The sequence below is a fragment of the Roseibacillus ishigakijimensis genome, from assembly GCF_016595415.1.
Taxonomy (GTDB): Bacteria; Verrucomicrobiota; Verrucomicrobiia; order Verrucomicrobiales; family Akkermansiaceae; genus Roseibacillus; species Roseibacillus ishigakijimensis.
The window spans coordinates 1-15952 of the sequence record NZ_JAENIO010000048.1; the positions used below are offsets into that span (position 1 = coordinate 1).

General features: G+C 59.0%; 13 protein-coding genes and 1 pseudogene. 13 read left to right on the forward strand and 1 reads right to left on the reverse strand.

The annotated features are described in order from the left end of the window. The first annotated feature begins 2317 nt into the window (after positions 1 to 2317). From JIN78_RS14685 to JIN78_RS17870, 10 genes and pseudogenes are all read left to right on the forward strand, one after another. A complete protein-coding gene (locus JIN78_RS14685) occupies positions 2318 to 4195 on the forward strand; it encodes a phosphoenolpyruvate carboxykinase (GTP) (RefSeq protein WP_200392746.1) in 1878 nt (625 codons plus the stop codon). Between the two features lie 37 nt (positions 4196 to 4232). After that, positions 4233 to 4472 (forward strand): DUF6922 domain-containing protein, encoded by a 240-nt coding sequence (locus JIN78_RS14690; protein WP_377174672.1) that lies wholly within the window; start codon positions 4233 to 4235, stop codon positions 4470 to 4472. A gap of 163 nt (positions 4473 to 4635) precedes the next feature. Further along, positions 4636 to 5502 (forward strand): DUF3472 domain-containing protein, encoded by an 867-nt coding sequence (locus tag JIN78_RS14695; protein ID WP_200392748.1) that lies wholly within the window; start codon positions 4636 to 4638, stop codon positions 5500 to 5502. Positions 5503 to 5621: 119 nt separating this feature from the next. After that, positions 5622 to 7622 (forward strand): vWA domain-containing protein, encoded by a 2001-nt coding sequence (locus JIN78_RS14700; protein ID WP_200392749.1) that lies wholly within the window; start codon positions 5622 to 5624, stop codon positions 7620 to 7622. Positions 7623 to 7782: 160 nt separating this feature from the next. Beyond that, on the forward strand, positions 7783 to 8694 hold the full coding sequence (locus JIN78_RS14705) for a LamG-like jellyroll fold domain-containing protein (RefSeq protein WP_200392750.1): 912 nt from the start codon (positions 7783 to 7785) through the stop codon (positions 8692 to 8694). 125 nt (positions 8695 to 8819) lie between these two features. Then, positions 8820 to 9536 (forward strand): hypothetical protein, encoded by a 717-nt coding sequence (locus tag JIN78_RS14710; protein WP_200392751.1) that lies wholly within the window; start codon positions 8820 to 8822, stop codon positions 9534 to 9536. Positions 9537 to 9657: 121 nt separating this feature from the next. Continuing rightward, a complete protein-coding gene (locus JIN78_RS14715) occupies positions 9658 to 10530 on the forward strand; it encodes an MYG1 family protein (protein ID WP_200392752.1) in 873 nt (290 codons plus the stop codon). 18 nt (positions 10531 to 10548) lie between these two features. Beyond that, positions 10549 to 11421, forward strand: coding sequence for a c-type cytochrome (locus JIN78_RS14720; protein WP_200392753.1), 873 nt, complete (start codon positions 10549 to 10551; stop codon positions 11419 to 11421). Positions 11422 to 11442: 21 nt separating this feature from the next. Beyond that, positions 11443 to 12936, forward strand: coding sequence for a DUF7133 domain-containing protein (locus JIN78_RS14725; protein WP_200392754.1), 1494 nt, complete (start codon positions 11443 to 11445; stop codon positions 12934 to 12936). A gap of 7 nt (positions 12937 to 12943) precedes the next feature. Next, a pseudogene (locus JIN78_RS17870) lies at positions 12944 to 13126 on the forward strand (SAM-dependent DNA methyltransferase); the annotation flags it as partial. Positions 13127 to 13134: 8 nt separating this feature from the next. Here the strand turns inward: JIN78_RS17870 and JIN78_RS14730 are convergent. After that, positions 13135 to 14145: an aspartate-semialdehyde dehydrogenase gene (locus JIN78_RS14730; protein WP_200392755.1), complete on the reverse strand. Its 1011-nt coding sequence runs from the start codon at positions 14143 to 14145 to the stop codon at positions 13135 to 13137. Between the two features lie 428 nt (positions 14146 to 14573). Here JIN78_RS14730 and JIN78_RS17595 point away from each other — a divergent pair, with 428 nt between their 5' ends. The 3 genes from JIN78_RS17595 to JIN78_RS14740 all read left to right on the forward strand — a co-directional run bounded on the left by JIN78_RS17595 (position 14574) and on the right by JIN78_RS14740 (position 15938). Beyond that, on the forward strand, positions 14574 to 14699 hold the full coding sequence (locus JIN78_RS17595; protein ID WP_267907086.1) for a hypothetical protein: 126 nt from the start codon (positions 14574 to 14576) through the stop codon (positions 14697 to 14699). A 139-nt stretch (positions 14700 to 14838) separates the two neighbouring features. Further along, positions 14839 to 14979, forward strand: coding sequence for a hypothetical protein (locus JIN78_RS14735; RefSeq protein ID WP_200392756.1), 141 nt, complete (start codon positions 14839 to 14841; stop codon positions 14977 to 14979). 149 nt (positions 14980 to 15128) lie between these two features. Continuing rightward, positions 15129 to 15938 carry a tetratricopeptide repeat protein gene (locus JIN78_RS14740; protein ID WP_200392757.1) on the forward strand — a complete coding sequence of 270 codons (810 nt, stop codon included), beginning with the start codon at positions 15129 to 15131 and terminating at the stop codon, positions 15936 to 15938. Positions 15939 to 15952: the final 14 nt, after the last annotated feature.

The window sequence follows — 15952 nt, forward strand, 5'->3', positions numbered from 1 at the left end:
CCTTGCCAAAGAACCCCAGAACAAGTAATCAATTTTCCCTCATCACCATCGTTTAGCTGAGCCCTCAACTGGCCGAACTTTGGGGTCCACCTCAAATGAAAGTTTCTAAGATTACCCGTTCTGACCAGCCTTTTTTAACGAGGGCGACATGCTAAGGACTTTCGTAGCCCATCCCCCGATCCTCAGGACTACTGAATCTGTCGACCATCAGCGATTCATTTCAACCGATCTGTGGGCACCGCCCCCCCTCGATGCCCGAGCCTAGGCCAGGACAAAAACACTGATGTCGACGAGCGCAGGCGATCCTTTCGACGGGGCATTGTCGGGACGAGGGCAGCGAGCGGACAGGGAGCACTGGCGTCCCGCCGGTAGACAGGGTGTCGGTGGGAGAGAGGCTGTGGGCCGACTGAAGTGTCGGGACTCCTTTGCCGATGTTCTGAGAGGATGGCTCGTCCAGCCACTGTATGCCTCCACGATGGACTTCCCCGGAGAAAGCACGGACCGAAAGGCCGCCAACCCTGCCCCAAGGAAAAGAAAGAACGTCGCTCATTTGGCCTCAGTGGTTTGCTCGGCATCTATCTAATATGAGATTGAGGTCCAAAAGGCCTCTTGCTCATTCGGGTTAAAGCATAGAGCCCATCCTGATGAGACATCTTCTGGAATCGAATGGCCACGCCAATATATTTGCAAAACATCTGTATCTGGTCCAAATTTTCGCGCTAAGAAATCGAACCAATTTGTATATATTTTCTGCTTTCCGACGAAAATCGCATCACTATTCCTTCCTCGATTACCCCATCCACTCGGTGAGGTTACTAGCAACATTCTGTTTTCTGCTACGATTTGGTCAATTCGACTCTGCGGGCAGTTGAATTTGAGCCAGCAGGTTGATTCGGTGAGGGCAAAACGAAATCGACCCTCAAGATTAACCACGTCTTCTGGGATTTCACCCCCTATCCACCTTTTATAGAGGGCTGAGGGGCGATTTTGAATTGCGTCGAGAACCTTACAGCCGCCTAGAAAGAGAAAAAATAGAGCTAGCGGAATTAGACACCCTTTTTTACTTTTAGCTTTCATATCATCTATTTTCTAGCCGAACAGCATTTATTATGCACGAAGATGCTACGATAGAAGAAGGACGGTTTTTGGTGCCGGTTGATTTTTTGGCGGGTGTGAGGCTTGGTATTAATCATTTCCGGGATTCCCTGATTCAACGCTTAATTTACTGATTGCCCGGTACTATCTCAAGACGAAAGACATCATTATCGTTTCTCTACCCGGTCCAAAAATTTTGGATGGGCTGGAGTCAAGCCTTACAGAAAAGCGGAAAATCTTGACCTCCAGACGGCACGGAAGATCAAAAGTGGGAGCGTGGACAATCTTGTCCACAAACAAAACCCCGTCACCGGGTCATCAGGGAGCACTGGCGTCCCGCTGGTAGACGCGGTAGCGGCGGAACAGAGGCTGTAGGCCGACAGGAGAGTCGGGTCTCCTTTACCGAGGCAAAAAATCGTTGCTTACTCGGCCGCAGTGGTTTGTTCGTTTTTTGGATTATAAACTGAGTTATATACAGAATAGCACATCACAAACGTAAGAGCGTGCATAATCGACGCCACCCAACCCAGTGCTGGATTTCTAAGGCTTACATGATTTTCGACAATTGGATAGGTCCAAGACGCCCATAAAAAGAGGAGAGGAGGCATTGTGAAAAGAGCTAAAATATAAATACCCCAAACAGCGGACCAAACCAGTATTGACAGCCAAATGATTCGGTGCCATTTCATAACTTGATTCACCCAAAGACAACGAACCCAAAAGAGAATAAATACTACGCCAATGTAAAAAGGGTATTGATACAATACGCTCTTTCCTAGCTCTAGAATCTGCCAAGCTAGACCTGCGGCACCGATCGCAATCGCGATAGCTATTGGCACAAATGTTGACCCACGGTAACGCATTTTAAAAAGCGAACAGTATTTATTATCTCGACGATGCTACGGTAGGAGCAGGACGGTTTTTGGTGCCGGTTGACTTTTTGGCGGGTGTGGGGGGCTTGGTATTAGTCATTCTCGGGAATCCCTGATTCAACCCTTAATTTACTGATTGCCCGATTCCACCTCAAGACGAAAAAGATCGTTGTCGCTTTTCTTCCCGATCCAAAAATCTTCGATCGGGGTCGTTCATCAGACCTTACAAAAGAGCGGGAAATCTCGACCTCCAAGTGGAGCGGAAAGGCAAGAACTAGGAAGAGGAATGGGGGAAAGACTCTCTTGGCCGGTGATCTGCTTGGGCCTCTCTGGCCAACGATTTCGTCAAAATGAGATTGCCTCTTTGCAAAAGTCGGGGCCAGCCGTTACAACAAAATCCCATGACCTCCCATCCCGCCCTTGCCAAATGGATCCAGAAGATGACCGCTCTTTGCCGCCCTGCCAACGTGGAGTTGTGCGATGGCTCGCAAGAGGAGTGGGACCGCCTCACGACCTTGTTAGTTGATAATGGCACCTTTGTCCGACTGAACCCTGAGAAGCGCCCGAACTCCTTTCTCGCCCGCTCCAGTCCCGGCGACGTGGCGCGGGTGGAGGACCGCACCTTCATCTGCACCCGCCGTCCCGTGCAGGCGGGCCCGACCAACAATTGGGCGGAATCGCGCGAGATGCTGGACAAAATGCACGAGCTCTTCGAGGGCTGCATGGAGGGCCGCACGATGTATGTCATTCCCTTTTGCATGGGGCCGCCCAGCTCGCCCTTGGCCAAGATTGGAGTGCAGGTGACGGACTCCCCCTATGTGGTGGTCAATATGCGCATCATGGCCCACATGGGAGCGGCGATTCTCAAGCAACTGGAAGAGGAGAAGGCGGGCACCGCGCCCCGGGTCCGCCACGGGCACGGGATGTTCATCCCCTGCGCCCACACCGTGGCGATGCCCTTGACCGCTGGGGCGGAGGACGTGCCTTGGCCCAGCAACGACGAGAAATACATCTGCCACTTTCCCGAGACCCGCGAAATCTGGTCCTATGGCTCGGGCTATGGGGGCAATGCTCTTTTGGGGAAAAAGTGCCTCGCTCTCCGCATCGCTTCGGTCATCGCACAGGAGCACAATTGGATGGCCGAGCACATGCTCATTCTCGGTCTGGAAAGTCCGGAGGGGGAAAAAACTTACCTCACCGCAGCCTTTCCCAGCGCCTGCGGCAAGACCAACCTCGCCATGCTGGTGCCGCCGGAGAGCTATGCCAAAAAGGGCTGGAAGACCACCATCGTGGGCGACGACATTGCCTGGCTGTGGCCGCATGAGGACGGCTCGCTGCACGCCATCAATCCGGAGACGGGCTACTTCGGCGTCGCGCCCGGCACTTCATACGACACCAATCCCATCGCGATGGACTCGATGAAGGAGAATTGCATCTTCACCAATGTCGCGCTCACCGACGATGGCGACGTGTGGTGGGAAGGGCTGACCAAGGAGCCGCCGGCCCACCTGATCGATTGGAAAGGGCAGGACTGGACGCCGGAGAGCGAGACTCCCGCCGCCCATCCCAACGCGCGCTTCACCGCGCCCGCCAGCCAGTGCCCCACGATTGATGAAAAGTGGCAGGATCCGGATGGCGTTCCGGTCTCGGCCATCGTCTTTGGCGGGCGCCGCCCCTCCACCATGCCGCTCGTTTTTCAGGCCTTCAACTGGTCGCACGGGGTCTACCTCGGGGCCACCATGGGCTCGGAGACCACCGCGGCGGCTATTGGCCTGGTCAAGCAGGTGCGCCGCGATCCCATGGCGATGCTGCCCTTCATCGGCTACAATGCGGGGGAATATCTCCACCATTGGCTGGACATGCGCCGCGAGATCAAGAATGTGCCCCGCCTCTTCCACGTCAACTGGTTCCGCCGCGACGAGGAGGGCAATTTCCTCTGGCCGGGCTTTGGGGAAAACATGCGCGTGCTGGAGTGGATCATCAACCGCTGCCACGGCCGCATCCCCGGGCACGAGACCCAAATTGGCTGGACCCCGAACTTCGTGGACTTCAATACGGAAGGCTTGGAAGACTTCAGCGAGGATGATTTCCTCAAGGTGATGGCCTTCGTGGAAGACGAATGGAAGGCCGAACTCGTCTCCCAGAGTGAGCTCTACTTGAATCTCTACGACCACCTGCCCAAGGAGCTGGTCTTCCAGAAGGAGCTGCTGGCCGCACGCTTGTCATGAATCATCGAGGGGGAGCGCTCCCCCTGGCTCAAAAGTGATGAAGCCATTCTCTCCACACCTGTTTTGGGACATGGACCCCGAAAGCCTTTGCTTGGATCAACATGCCTCGTGGCTGGTGCGGAGAGTCCTGACCCATGGTTGCTGGGCGGACTGGCAGGCTTTGCTGGCCATCTATGGGCGCAATCGACTGGAAGAAATTGCGAGGGAGTTGCGCAATCTTGAGCCGCGGGCCCACGCCTTTTGCGAAGCGTGGTTTGACTGGGAGCCAAGCGCATGAACCTTCACTTCGACTGTATCAGTACCGAGCTTCGTGCTCTGACTGCAGAAGACGATCAGCAACAAGATTTCTGAAATCTGAAAGCCGGACGTTTTTGAGGGGTATTTTGATAATGTTCAATTCTGCCAGAACGCTCTTCGTTATTCTCGCGGCTTGCTTGCCGGTGACCGCACAGCACAGCCGTGAAGAACGCCATGCGCACATCAAGGCCACTGCGGAAAAGTTTGCCCATCTCGAGCACCCCCACTTCGCCCCTTCGGTCCACATCGGCTACCAGCACCCGGAGAGGGAGGCCCGCTATCTCGCTTATTACAATGAGATTCAGGTGGAGGAGACCTTCGTGCACACCTACTTTTGCACCATTGGTTTTCAAGGAGGATATCTGGGTATCCAAGACACCAACCGGGGCAAAATTGCGATTTTCTCGCTCTGGGACAAGGGCGGGGGCGCGCACAATCAAGCGGATGTCGCCGAGGAAGACCGCACCCAGATTCTCTACAGCAATCCTGCCGCCAAGAGCAGCCGCTTCGGAGGAGAAGGTTCGGGGGCGAAAACCATGATGCCCTTCGAGTGGGAACTCGGCAAAACCTACCAATGCCTCGTCGCGCTCACTCCGCAGGAAAAGGGCACCATCTACACGGCTTGGATTCGCCCCGCCGAGGGAGAGTGGCTCAAGATCGCTTCCTACCAGGCGGTGATGACCGTGAAGGATTTGCGGGGCTTCTACTCCTTCGTGGAGGACTTTGTGCGCAATGGCGAGACGGGCCAGCACCGCCGCCGCGCCCTCTATCCCCGCCAGGGGGCCTTGACCACCGGGGGGGAGTGGTTGGTCATCACCGAAGGCCGCGGCACCATCGCGGACGACCTCCTTCAAAACGGTCACTCCGGGGTCAGTGAGAACGTTTTTTATAGCCAAAGTGGGGCCGACACCGCAGATTATGCCTCGCAGCCGCGGGCCTTCCGGGTGGAACGAGAGGGCAAGACGCTTGCTCTGGAGCTGCCAGGCGATTTTCCCTCAGGAAGAGAATGACTTGTCGGGGCGGACGTTTTTTTCTGAAAAATCGCCCGGGCAATCCCGGTTGCCTAGCAGACAACGAGGGATTGAGGTCCTGCCTGTTTCCCTCTATCTGTTTGTTAACTCCTGCATCTATGAAGCGCACCCTGCTCTCTCTCCTTGCCGCCAGTCCGCTCCTTGGGGCGGAATCGCCCACCGCCATCATTGTCCTCGATGCTTCCGGGAGCATGTGGGGCCAAATTGAAGGAAAGGCGAAAATCGAAATTGCCCGCGATGTTATCAGCGACCTGCTGGAGGAACTGCCCTCTGAGCTCGAACTCGGGCTGGTCGCTTATGGGCACCGGCGCAAGGGCGATTGCGAGGATATCGAACTGCTTATTCCGCCCGGTGAGGTCAACCGGGAACACTTCGAAGCGGTGGTGGGAAATATTCTGCCCAAGGGGATGACTCCCCTGACCTCTGCGGTGGAATTTGCCGCGGAAGGGCTCAACTACAAAGAAAACAAAGCCTCCGTCATTCTGGTCACCGACGGTCTCGAGACTTGCGACAAGGATCCCTGTGCCGTGGCGCAAGCGCTCGAAAAGCAAGGCATCGACTTCACCGCGCACGTGGTGGCCTTCGACCTCGCCGCCGAGGACGCCCTCAGCGTGGAGTGTCTGGCCAAGGAAACAGGCGGGCAATTCCTCCCTGCGGGCGACGCGGCCAGTCTCGCCACGGCCCTGACCATGGCCGTGGAGGATGTGGTGGCTCCGCCGGAAAAAGAGGAAGCCAAGGAAGAAGCGGCGGCCGAGGAAGCCCCGGTCACGCTGGTGGTGCCCGAATCCGTGCCCGCCGGGTCCAAGTTCTCCGTGAAATGGGAGGCCGAAGGGGACATCCGGAAGAATGACTACATCACCATCGTGCCCGCCGACGCGGAAGAAGGCACTTGGAAAAACTACAGCTATGCCAAAGACGGCAGCCCTCTCGACCTCACCGCGCTTCCCGAGGAAGGCCCTGCCGAAGTGCGCTATCTCAGCGGGGAAACCCGCAAGACGCTCGGTCGGGCGGCTCTGCAGCTCACTCCCGTAGAGGCGAGCCTGGAAGCCCCCGAGACAGCGGTGGCCGGCGCGGCGGTCTCCATCACCTGGACGGGCCCCGCCTATCCCGGCGACTTCCTCACCATCGTTTCCGCCGACACCGAGGAAGGCGCTTATGCCAAATATGCCTATGCCAAGAAGGGCGAGAACACCGTCGAGGTCCTCGCTCCCATCACTCCCGGGCCTTGCGAAATCCGCTACCTCCTTGGCCAGGGTTCGGAGACCCTGGCGCGCAAAACCATCACTATTACCGAAGCCACCGCCACGGTCAGCGCACCGGAGAAAGTGCTTGCCGGGGCAGAGGTCGAGGTCTCCTGGAGCGGGCCCATGAACGAAGGAGACTTCATCACCATCGTCCCCAAGGACACCGAGGAGGGCAAATACGCCAAATACGAGTATGCCAAGAAGGAGAAGCAACCAGCCAAAATTCTCGCACCCTTGGAGCCCGGCCTGGCGGAAGTCCGCTACCTCACCGGCCAGGGCTACACCACCCTCGCCCGCACCGAATTGCTCATCGAGGAGGCCACCATCTCCCTCGACGCCCCCGAGACTGTGGGGGCCGGAAGCGTGGTCACCGTCTCTTGGACCGGTCCCAACAATCCCCAGGACTTCATCACCATCGTGCCCGCCGACGCTGAGGAAGGAACCTACAAAAAATACGGCTACACCGCCCAAGGAGCGACCCTGAAGATTGAGGCCCCTCTGGATGCCGGACCAGCCGAGGTCCGCTATCTTTCCGGGCAAGGCTCGCGGACTCTGGCCCGCATTCCCCTCACCATCACCGCTTCCGAGATCACTCTCCGCGCCCCCGATAGCGCGGTGGCAGCCAGCGAGGTCACCATCGAGTGGACCGGCCCCAACAATCCCGGCGACTACCTGACCATCGTGCCCAAAGAGGCAGAAGACGGGCGCTATGGCAAATACGACTACACCACCAAGGGCACCCCCCTACAAGTAGTCGCTCCCGCCGAGGCCGGCCCCTGCGAGATCCGCTACATGGCCGGGCAGGGAGGACGGGTTCTCCATCGTATTCCGCTCAACGTGACGGCCAGCGAGTAATCAGTGATTATTTTTCCCAACTAAGGGGTGCTCGGTCGGGCTGCTTTGACCGGGTGCCCCTTTATCTTTTTGCAGGCAAAAATCACTCTTCCCTAACCCATTTGGGTGACCCTCCTCATCTTGACGAAAAGAGAACGCCCTTTTCATGATGGGAGGAACCATGATGAAAAAACCTCTTTCCGGTCCCACCCTACTGAGCACCGCCCTGCTGGCAGCTTCTTCCGCCCTCAGCCCGGCAGCCCTCAATCACTTGGAGATGATGCAAGCGAGCAATGGAAATCTGGCCTTCCAGTATGCCTTTGAAGGCTCGGACGACGGCACCCGCCTCGCGGATGGCAGCGCCAATGGCTACACTCTCCAGCGTGTTGCCGGTGGCTCGGGAGGCAGCACGGACGATATCCAATTCGTCTCCGGCTTCGATGGCAGCAGCCAGGCCTACCGACCAGCGGCCGATAGCAGCGACCGGGCAATCGGCGCAGGGCTCAATACCGAGAGCACGGAGGTAAGCATCGGACAAATCATCACCGTCGAGGCAGTCATTCAGCTCGACGCCTTCAATCTCAGTGCTCCGGCCTACGTGGTCTCCGCCCGCTCCTCAGGGGGCCGCGGATATTTCTTCCGCCAAAATGGGGACGGCAGTGACGATGGACGCCTGTTCACCACCCTGGGAGATACCTTTGGCGATGAACTCAATGCCTATGCCCCCTACTCCGCAGGGGACTGGTATTACGTGGCTCTCGTCGCGGATGTCACCAGTGGCACTTCGCAGGTGAACCTCTTTGGAGCGAATCTCACTGCGGGGGAAACCGACGTCACTCTCTTGGCCAGTGATTCCAGCTTGTTTACGGGAGATTGGTCCGGAACCAGCCAGATCGGAGTGGGCAACTTCACCAACGGCACGCAGGAATACCTCGCTGGAGCCATCGACAACCTGGCCCTGACCAACGAAGCGCTCAGCGAAAGCGAAATCAACGATCGCCTCGATGCCCTGTTGCTGCCCATTCCCGAGCCCTCCAGCGCCCTGCTGGCAGCGGGCGCACTCCTCTGCCTGCTCCCCCGCCGCCAGCGCTGAGGGAGGCATGATCCCGGGTAGCAAGCCCGCACGGCGAAACCTTTTTCCCCACCGGAAAACGACAAACTGGGACCCCCGTTGATTTGCAATTTGAATTTTGTCCCGTTTTCCATCATGAGTCAGTGATGAATTCGACCAACATTCTCCTCGGCACCACCGGGCTCCTCCTCGTGGTTGCGCTGGTTTTCTCTTTTAACAAGATGAACCAGGACGAGGATGAGAGCGCGGACAAAATCGCCGCTCTCGCCCGTGAACTGGAACGTCTGGAAGCGGAAAAAAATGAACTGGAGCAACGACGGTCGCCGGGCATCATCTTCCAAACCTCTCCGGTGGCGGCAAAGGCCACTCCCGAACTTGATGAAAGCGAAGAGGCCAACCAGCGCTTCGCCGCCATCCAAAACCAGATCGAGGCTCTCACCAACGAGAACGCGGCCCTGCGCGACGATCTCGCCCAAATCAACGAGCCCGCCGAAGAGCCGGAACTGAATCTGGAGGCCCTCGCCGAGGAAACCGAAGAGCCGGAGGTCACCGCCGTGAACCAATCCCTCATCGAGCGCCGGGCCCGCCTCATCCGCGACGCCATCCTGCAGGCCACCGTGATGGGCTGGGACCGGGACGAATGGCTGGCGGTCATCGAGGGCACCGAGCAAGCGAACTTCCGCGTTGGGGACGTGCTCGCCCTCCGCCGCAATGACGGCATCCTCTGCACCTTCGACATCACCCGCCAAGAAGGCAATCAATCCATCGCCGTGCTCAAGGGCAATCTGGGGGTGGAGCCTCCGGAAATCGTTCCCGGAGACGAGCTCATCATCCCTCCGGCCTTCGACGGCCAGTTGGACTGATCCCGCTTTTCGCCATGAGTGCGGGACCCCGCCCCCTCATGCTCACCCCTGCGAGCGGCCAGCCCCCAGATGCGCTGGCCCCCTCTTCACCCTGCCATTTTCCCGCCTTATTTTTGCCAAAATGTCTACTCCCAGCTTGATCGTCACCCATCCGGGGGCGGCCCACAAAGACGAATTTCTCGCCTGTGCCTTTCTCATCACCCAGTTTGGCGTGCCCATCGCCCGACGCGAACCGACCCAATCCGACCTCGCCAATACCGACACCATTGTGGTCGATGTCGGCGGCTCCCACGATCCCGCCCTGCTGAACTTCGATCACCACCAGTTCCCCGCCGATCATCCTCCCGTCTGCGCCCTCTCCCTGGTCCTGCAATACCTCGATCTCTATGAGGAAGCCCGCAAATTCTGCGATTGGCTGGAGCCCGCCGAGCACTTCGACACCCGGGGTCCCATCGAGACCGCCAAATGGCTCGGCGTCTCGCGCGAAAATCTGGCCAAGCTCAATTCGCCCATCGACGGCACCGTGCTGCGAGCCTTTGCCCGCGAGGAAATCCTCCATCCCGGCGATCTCCTCTGGGAGCTCATGCACAGCATCGGCCAAGACACCCTGACCTACCTCAGCAAGCTGCGTGGCCGCTTGGAAGACATCGCCCACCACAGCCAATGGGTAGACCTCCCCGGTCATCACAAGGCCCTCTTCCTCCCCCGCACCGATCCCCCGCCCTCCGATCCCTCCCTCGGTGTGGGCCGCTACATCGAGGACCACGAGTTCGCCAGCCAGACGGTGGCCACCATCTACCCCGACCGCCGCGGCCAAGGCTATGCCCTCTCCCGGTTCAATGACTCCGCCCTGCTGGACTTCACCCGCATCAGCGACGAAGAGGACGTCCACTTCGCCCATAATCGCGGCTTCGTGGCCAAAACCTCCGCAACCGATTTCGACCGCCTCCTCACACTCTTGCACCAATCCTTTTTGCAAGAAAACGAAGGGTAAAGACGTCTCCAAGGCCACATGAGCCAGTTTCGCCTCGGACTTCTTCGCGTTTTTACCAGTTTCTCCCTCGGGTTCACGATTACGAGCCCAGCCGCCGACCTCGCCCTCGGCAAAGCCCAGTTCGAGGTCAACTGCATGGCTTGCCACCAGCTCGACCACATGCTGGTGGGCCCCTCCATGATTGAAATCGCGACCCTCTACGGCGAGGACCAGGCGGGCTTTCTCAAGTGGTGCCTCGAACCCGGCCGCAAGCGCCCCAACGCGGTCGAGATGCCCGCCATGACCCATGTGGGCGAGGAAAACCTGAAGGCCATCCACGCCTACATCCTGAAGGCAACCGAGGGTAAGGAAGAAAAGAAAGTGGAGCGCAAGAACTTCGACAACTACCCCTCCCTCGAACAGCGCCCCATCGTGCAGCGCTTCTTCATGCCCGAGTCCTCGCCCGCCTCCATCGCGGTCGCCCTCCCGGGAGGAAATGGCGACATCAACTTCTGCTTCGATACCGACCAATGCCGGCTCCGCTATGTCTGGCGCAATGAGAACTTCATGACCCGCTGGCCCTACTGGCAGGGCAATGGCAACGCGATCACCAAGCTGCAAGGCCCCGTCATCTACCGGGAGGACCGCTCCCCCTTCTCCCCCGCCAAGGGCACAGCCGAGGGCACGGCTACTCCCCCCAGATTCCTGGGCTACACCCTCGACGAAGACGGCATCCCCATCTTCCGCTACCAATGGCAGGGAGTGACCTTCACCGAGCGCATCACCCTGAACGAATCCGGCGACGGCCTCCTGCGCGAGCTCACCCACGACGAGGGCACCGAACTGGAATTCTCCGAGCCCCGGCAAGCGCGCTCGCAAGCCAACACCACCACCTTCGAAGTCCGCTGGTAAACCCTTTCTTTCTCCGAACCGATGAAATCACTTCTCTCTCTCCTCGCCCTGCTCCCCCTGCAAGCCACTCCCCTCTTCCAGATCACTCCCCACGCCACACCCGCCGGCGTCGATCCCCAGATTGGCGGCCTGGACGTCTTGCCCGATGGCCGGGTGGCAGCCGTCTTCCACCGGGGCGAACTCTTTCTTTACCAGCCGGAAGAGAAGACCTGGCAGCAGTTTGCCAGCGGACTCCACGAACCCCTCGGACTCGTGCATGAGGACGGCACCTTCCTCGTCATGCAACGGCCCGAGCTCACCCGCCTCAGCGACCAAAATGGCGATGGCCGGGCCGATAGCTACGAGACCGTCAGCGCCGGTTTCGGAGTCACCGGCAACTACCACGAATTCGCCTTCGGTCCCGCCAAGGGCCCCGATGGCAACTACTACGTGGGCCTGAACGTAGCCTCCAACGGCGCGGGCATTCGCGACGAAGTGCGCGGCCCCTGGTCCGAGATTGGCGAAGCGGACTTTACCGCCATGCAAAAGCGCGGCAAGGAATGGGACGCGGTCAAGAACAAGGCCGGGCGCATGTATTCCCGCGTCCCCTATCGCGGATGGATTCTACAAATCACCCCCGACGGCACCACCACCCCCTTCGCCAGCGGCTTTCGCTCACCCAACGGTCTCGGCTTCGATGGCGCGGGTAGGCTCCTCGTCACCGACAACCAAGGAGACTGGCGGGGCACTTCGCCTCTTTACACTGTCGAGAAAGGCGGCTTCTACGGCCACCCCGCCTCCCTGGTATGGCGCGAGAACTGGGACGGCCGCGATCCTCTCAAGATGGACGTGGCCGAGCTTGAAAACATGCGCACTCCCGCCAGTGGACTCTTCCCCCAAGGAGAGCTCGCCAACTCGCCCACCCAGCCCCTCCTCATCCCCGAAAGCTGGGGCCCCTACGCGGGCGACGTCTTGATCGGTGAGCAAAACCAGATGCACCTCGTGCGCTATCTCGCCGATGAGGTGAACGGCTTTCCGCAAGGAGCCCTCCTGCCCTTCATGGCCGGCCACGACAAACTCGGCAATGGCAACCACCGCTTCGTCTTTGGCCAGGATGGCACTCTCTGGGTTGGCAAAACCCATCTCAGCTGGGCCGGCGCGGAAGGACTCCTCAGCGTCGCCCCACCCGCCAGGGAGGACGTCTTCACCGTCACCGACTGCCGCCTGCAGAGAGAAGGAGAGCACGAAAAGTTCGTCCTCACCTTCAGCCAGCCCCTCGCCGACGATCCCGAGTCTCCCCCCATCAACCGCTGGTGCTACCACTACCACGTGGCCTACGGCTCGCCCAAGGTGGACCAAGCCAGCGTGCCCGTGCGGGGACACCATCTCAGTGAGGACGGCCAGACCCTCAGCCTCACCCTCGACGTAGCTGCCGGCTATCTCCACCACCTCGACCTCAGTGGCATGACCAGCAAAAGCGGCCTCCCCCTCGAAGGCCAGCAGCTCTACTACCACGCCGTCGAGGTGCCGGAGTAAGGGGTCTTACCAATATCCGGAACACGCCGCCCGCGACAAGACTAGCCTCGATCTCTTCTGGCTGAAGGACGACACCCTCACCGACCTCGATCATCTCCCCGAACCCGAGGTTCTCGCCGAAGAGATCATTGAGAACATCGAGGCCGGTCTGGCCAGCTTCCGCACCCTGGCGGCCAAGCTCAACCCCTAAGCTATGTCCTAAACGAGGAGCAACTTGGCGATTTGGACCGCGTTGAGGGCGGCGCCTTTTTTGACCTGATCGCCCACCACCCAGAGGGCGAGGGCGTTGTCGAGCACCTTGTCCATGCGCATGCGACCGACGAGGCAATCATCCTTCTCGGTGGTATCCAGCGGGGTGGGATAGAGGGCCTGCGCCGGATCGTCGCAAAGCTGCACTCCAGGAGTGGCCTCCCCATAAACCGCCTGCGCCGCCTCCACGGTAACGGGTTTCTCGAACTGCGCCGAGATCGACACCGCGTGGGATCGGTGCACGGGCACGCGCACGCAGGTGCAGGTCACCTGGAGCTCGGGCAGGGAGAGAATCTTGCGCGACTCGTTGAGCATCTTGAGCTCCTCCTTGGTATAGCCCCCTTCTTGAAAGACGTCGACATGAGGGATGACGTTGGAGGCGATCTGGTGGGGGTAGACTTCCTTCTTGATTTCACCGCCATTGGCGAGAGCTTCGATTTGGGAATCCAGCTCCACGATGCCGGCGGCGCCAGACCCGGAAACCGCCTGGTAGGAGGAAGCGATCACGGCCTTGAGCCCGAACTCGCGATGCAGCGGAGCGAGGGCCATCAGGGAAATGATGGTGGTGCAGTTGGGGTTGGCGATGATTCCCTTGGGCGTGACTTGGGCCGCTTCGGGATTGATCTCCGGCACCACGAGGGGGACCTCCGGATCCATGCGGAAGGCCGAGGAATTATCAATCACAATGGCCCCGGCAGCAGCGGCATGAGGCGCGAACTTCTCGGAAATGGAGCCTCCGGCGGAAAAGAGCGCAATATCAACCCCCTCGAACGACTGCTCGGTCAACTCTTGGACGACCAGCTTTTTTCCCTGAAAGTCGACTTCTTTCCCCGCCGAACGGGCAGAGGCGAGAAGAGTCAATTCCGAGAATGGCACCTGCTGCTCGACGAGGCACTTGAGCATCTCGATGCCGACCGCGCCGGTGGCACCGGCAATGGCGATGTGGGGTGGTTGCTTCATGTGAATGAGGCCGCACGATACGGAATGTCGCTCGTGATGCAACCCCCGGCACGCGAGCTGCAGGGAAAATCCCAGAAACCATGGGGCCTGCGGCCTTTTTTCTACAGTCACACAAAATGAATAATGCGCTTGCACTGTGGGAAAAGAAAGCTAGTTTCCCCCTCGGAATTTCGTCACTCAGACTATCAAGTTTCTAGAATAGTCAGAAATCCCTTATTATCACATACGCTATGAAGAAAGTTTTCTTTTTGCTTTCCGCACTCGTCGGCTTGGTGGCCATGAGTTCCTGCTGCGGCCAAAAGCCCATGCCTGTCAACTCCCAAGCGGCCCCGAGCTACGCAGCTCCGGCAAAGTAAGGACCCCTTCTCTGGTGGGGCGGGCTTTTCCTGTCACGCCACGGTGAAACCAAAAAACATCAAACAAAGAATATGAAAGTTGCAAAAATCGTTGCTGTTCTCGCTGCTCTTGCTGGCTTCGCTCTCACCTCTTGCGGTGGTAACGAGCCTGCTCCCGTTGCTCCCGCTCCTGCTCCGAGCGTGACCATCGGCAAGTAAGCTTCGCGAAAATTAAGTGAATTGTTTTGAGCTGGAGCCTTGCAATGGGCTCCAGCTTGTTTTTTGATAGGGTTCATCGACGCCGGAGGGCGCGGAACCTGAGAACACACCAATAATGAAATTACTTCTTCAAGTTACAATGGCAGTTGCAGTCGCAGCTGGTGCGATGAGCCTCACTTCTTGCGGCGGCGGCTGCTGCACAGGCGAAGAGCCGGTTCCCGGCTTGCGTCCTCTCCCCACCTTTGACGAGCCCGCTCCCGTGGTGGACTACTCGAAGTAAGCGGTCCCTCCGCTGAAAGACTCTTTCCAAGGCCGCGATTGCATTCGCGGCCTTTTTTTGTGCCCGGAAAGGGGCTAGGGGAGAAATGACGGCCGGGAGATTTAGTCATTCCCATCCCCAAGCCCTCGCGCTAGAGTATGAGTTAGATTATGGACAAAAAACTCATCCTTTACCTGCTGGTTCTGGCCGGTCTGATCACCGCCACTTTCCTCTCGGTCCGCGCCAATAGCGATAGCGACGACGGAAAACTGACGATCAATGACATGCAACTCCTCGAGGATACGGGGCACTTCGAGATTGTCTCCTCGGTGGATAGCAACGAGGACAAGCTGGAGCCCCTCAACGGGGATGGACGGGGCCTGAGTCGGGACGACTTGGGCAATGGAGAGGAGCCCGATCCGGAAGTGGTCACCGCCTATGAAAAATTCCTCGGGGAGAAAGACGGTGGCAGCCCGCTCATCACCTTCGGCCTCTTTATCATCACGGGCATTTTCGTCGGCTTTTTGGTGGTGACCTACGTCTTGCCCAACATCGTGCAGCGGGCTTCAGAAGAGGTCTATGGCTCCACCGAGAAAGTGGGAGCCCCCGATGCCATCTCGCAGGCCCAGGCTTCGGTGGCCCAGGGCGAGTGGGAAGAGGCCATCGCCCACTACCGCGAGGCCGCCGCCGAGGACCCCAGCAACCGCCTGCCTTGGGTGGAGATCGCTCTCTTGCAACGAGAACGCCTGGAGGACCCGCAAGCCTCACTCGCAACCCTGGATGAGGCCCTGGCCCGGGGAGGCTGGCGCGAAAATGACGAGGCCTTCTTCATTTTCCGCAAAATCGAAATCTACGAACACGACCTGAACCAGCACGAAAAAGCCGTGGCCCAGCTCCGTGAAGTCATTGAGAAGTTCCCCCAGACCCGGCACTCGGCCAACGCCATGCACAAGCTGCACGAGCTCGGCGAATCGGCCTAGTTTCCCCCTGGGGC

What these genes read in the sequence shown, in the direction of transcription:
- JIN78_RS14685 (WP_200392746.1), top strand. Translation starts at nt 2,318, where the DNA reads ATGAGATTGCCTCTTTGCAAAAGTCGGGGCCAGCCGTTACAACAAAAT.
- JIN78_RS14690 (WP_377174672.1), top strand. Translation starts at nt 4,233, where the DNA reads ATGAAGCCATTCTCTCCACACCTGTTTTGGGACATGGACCCCGAAAGC.
- JIN78_RS14700 (WP_200392749.1), top strand. Translation starts at nt 5,622, where the DNA reads ATGAAGCGCACCCTGCTCTCTCTCCTTGCCGCCAGTCCGCTCCTTGGG.
- JIN78_RS14705 (WP_200392750.1), top strand. Translation starts at nt 7,783, where the DNA reads ATGATGAAAAAACCTCTTTCCGGTCCCACCCTACTGAGCACCGCCCTG.
- JIN78_RS14710 (WP_200392751.1), top strand. Translation starts at nt 8,820, where the DNA reads ATGAATTCGACCAACATTCTCCTCGGCACCACCGGGCTCCTCCTCGTG.
- JIN78_RS14715 (WP_200392752.1), top strand. Translation starts at nt 9,658, where the DNA reads ATGTCTACTCCCAGCTTGATCGTCACCCATCCGGGGGCGGCCCACAAA.
- JIN78_RS14720 (WP_200392753.1), top strand. Translation starts at nt 10,549, where the DNA reads ATGAGCCAGTTTCGCCTCGGACTTCTTCGCGTTTTTACCAGTTTCTCC.
- JIN78_RS14725 (WP_200392754.1), top strand. Translation starts at nt 11,443, where the DNA reads ATGAAATCACTTCTCTCTCTCCTCGCCCTGCTCCCCCTGCAAGCCACT.
- JIN78_RS14730 (WP_200392755.1), bottom strand. Translation starts at nt 14,145, where the DNA reads ATGAAGCAACCACCCCACATCGCCATTGCCGGTGCCACCGGCGCGGTC.
- JIN78_RS17595 (WP_267907086.1), top strand. Translation starts at nt 14,574, where the DNA reads ATGAAAGTTGCAAAAATCGTTGCTGTTCTCGCTGCTCTTGCTGGCTTC.
- JIN78_RS14735 (WP_200392756.1), top strand. Translation starts at nt 14,839, where the DNA reads ATGGCAGTTGCAGTCGCAGCTGGTGCGATGAGCCTCACTTCTTGCGGC.
- JIN78_RS14740 (WP_200392757.1), top strand. Translation starts at nt 15,129, where the DNA reads ATGGACAAAAAACTCATCCTTTACCTGCTGGTTCTGGCCGGTCTGATC.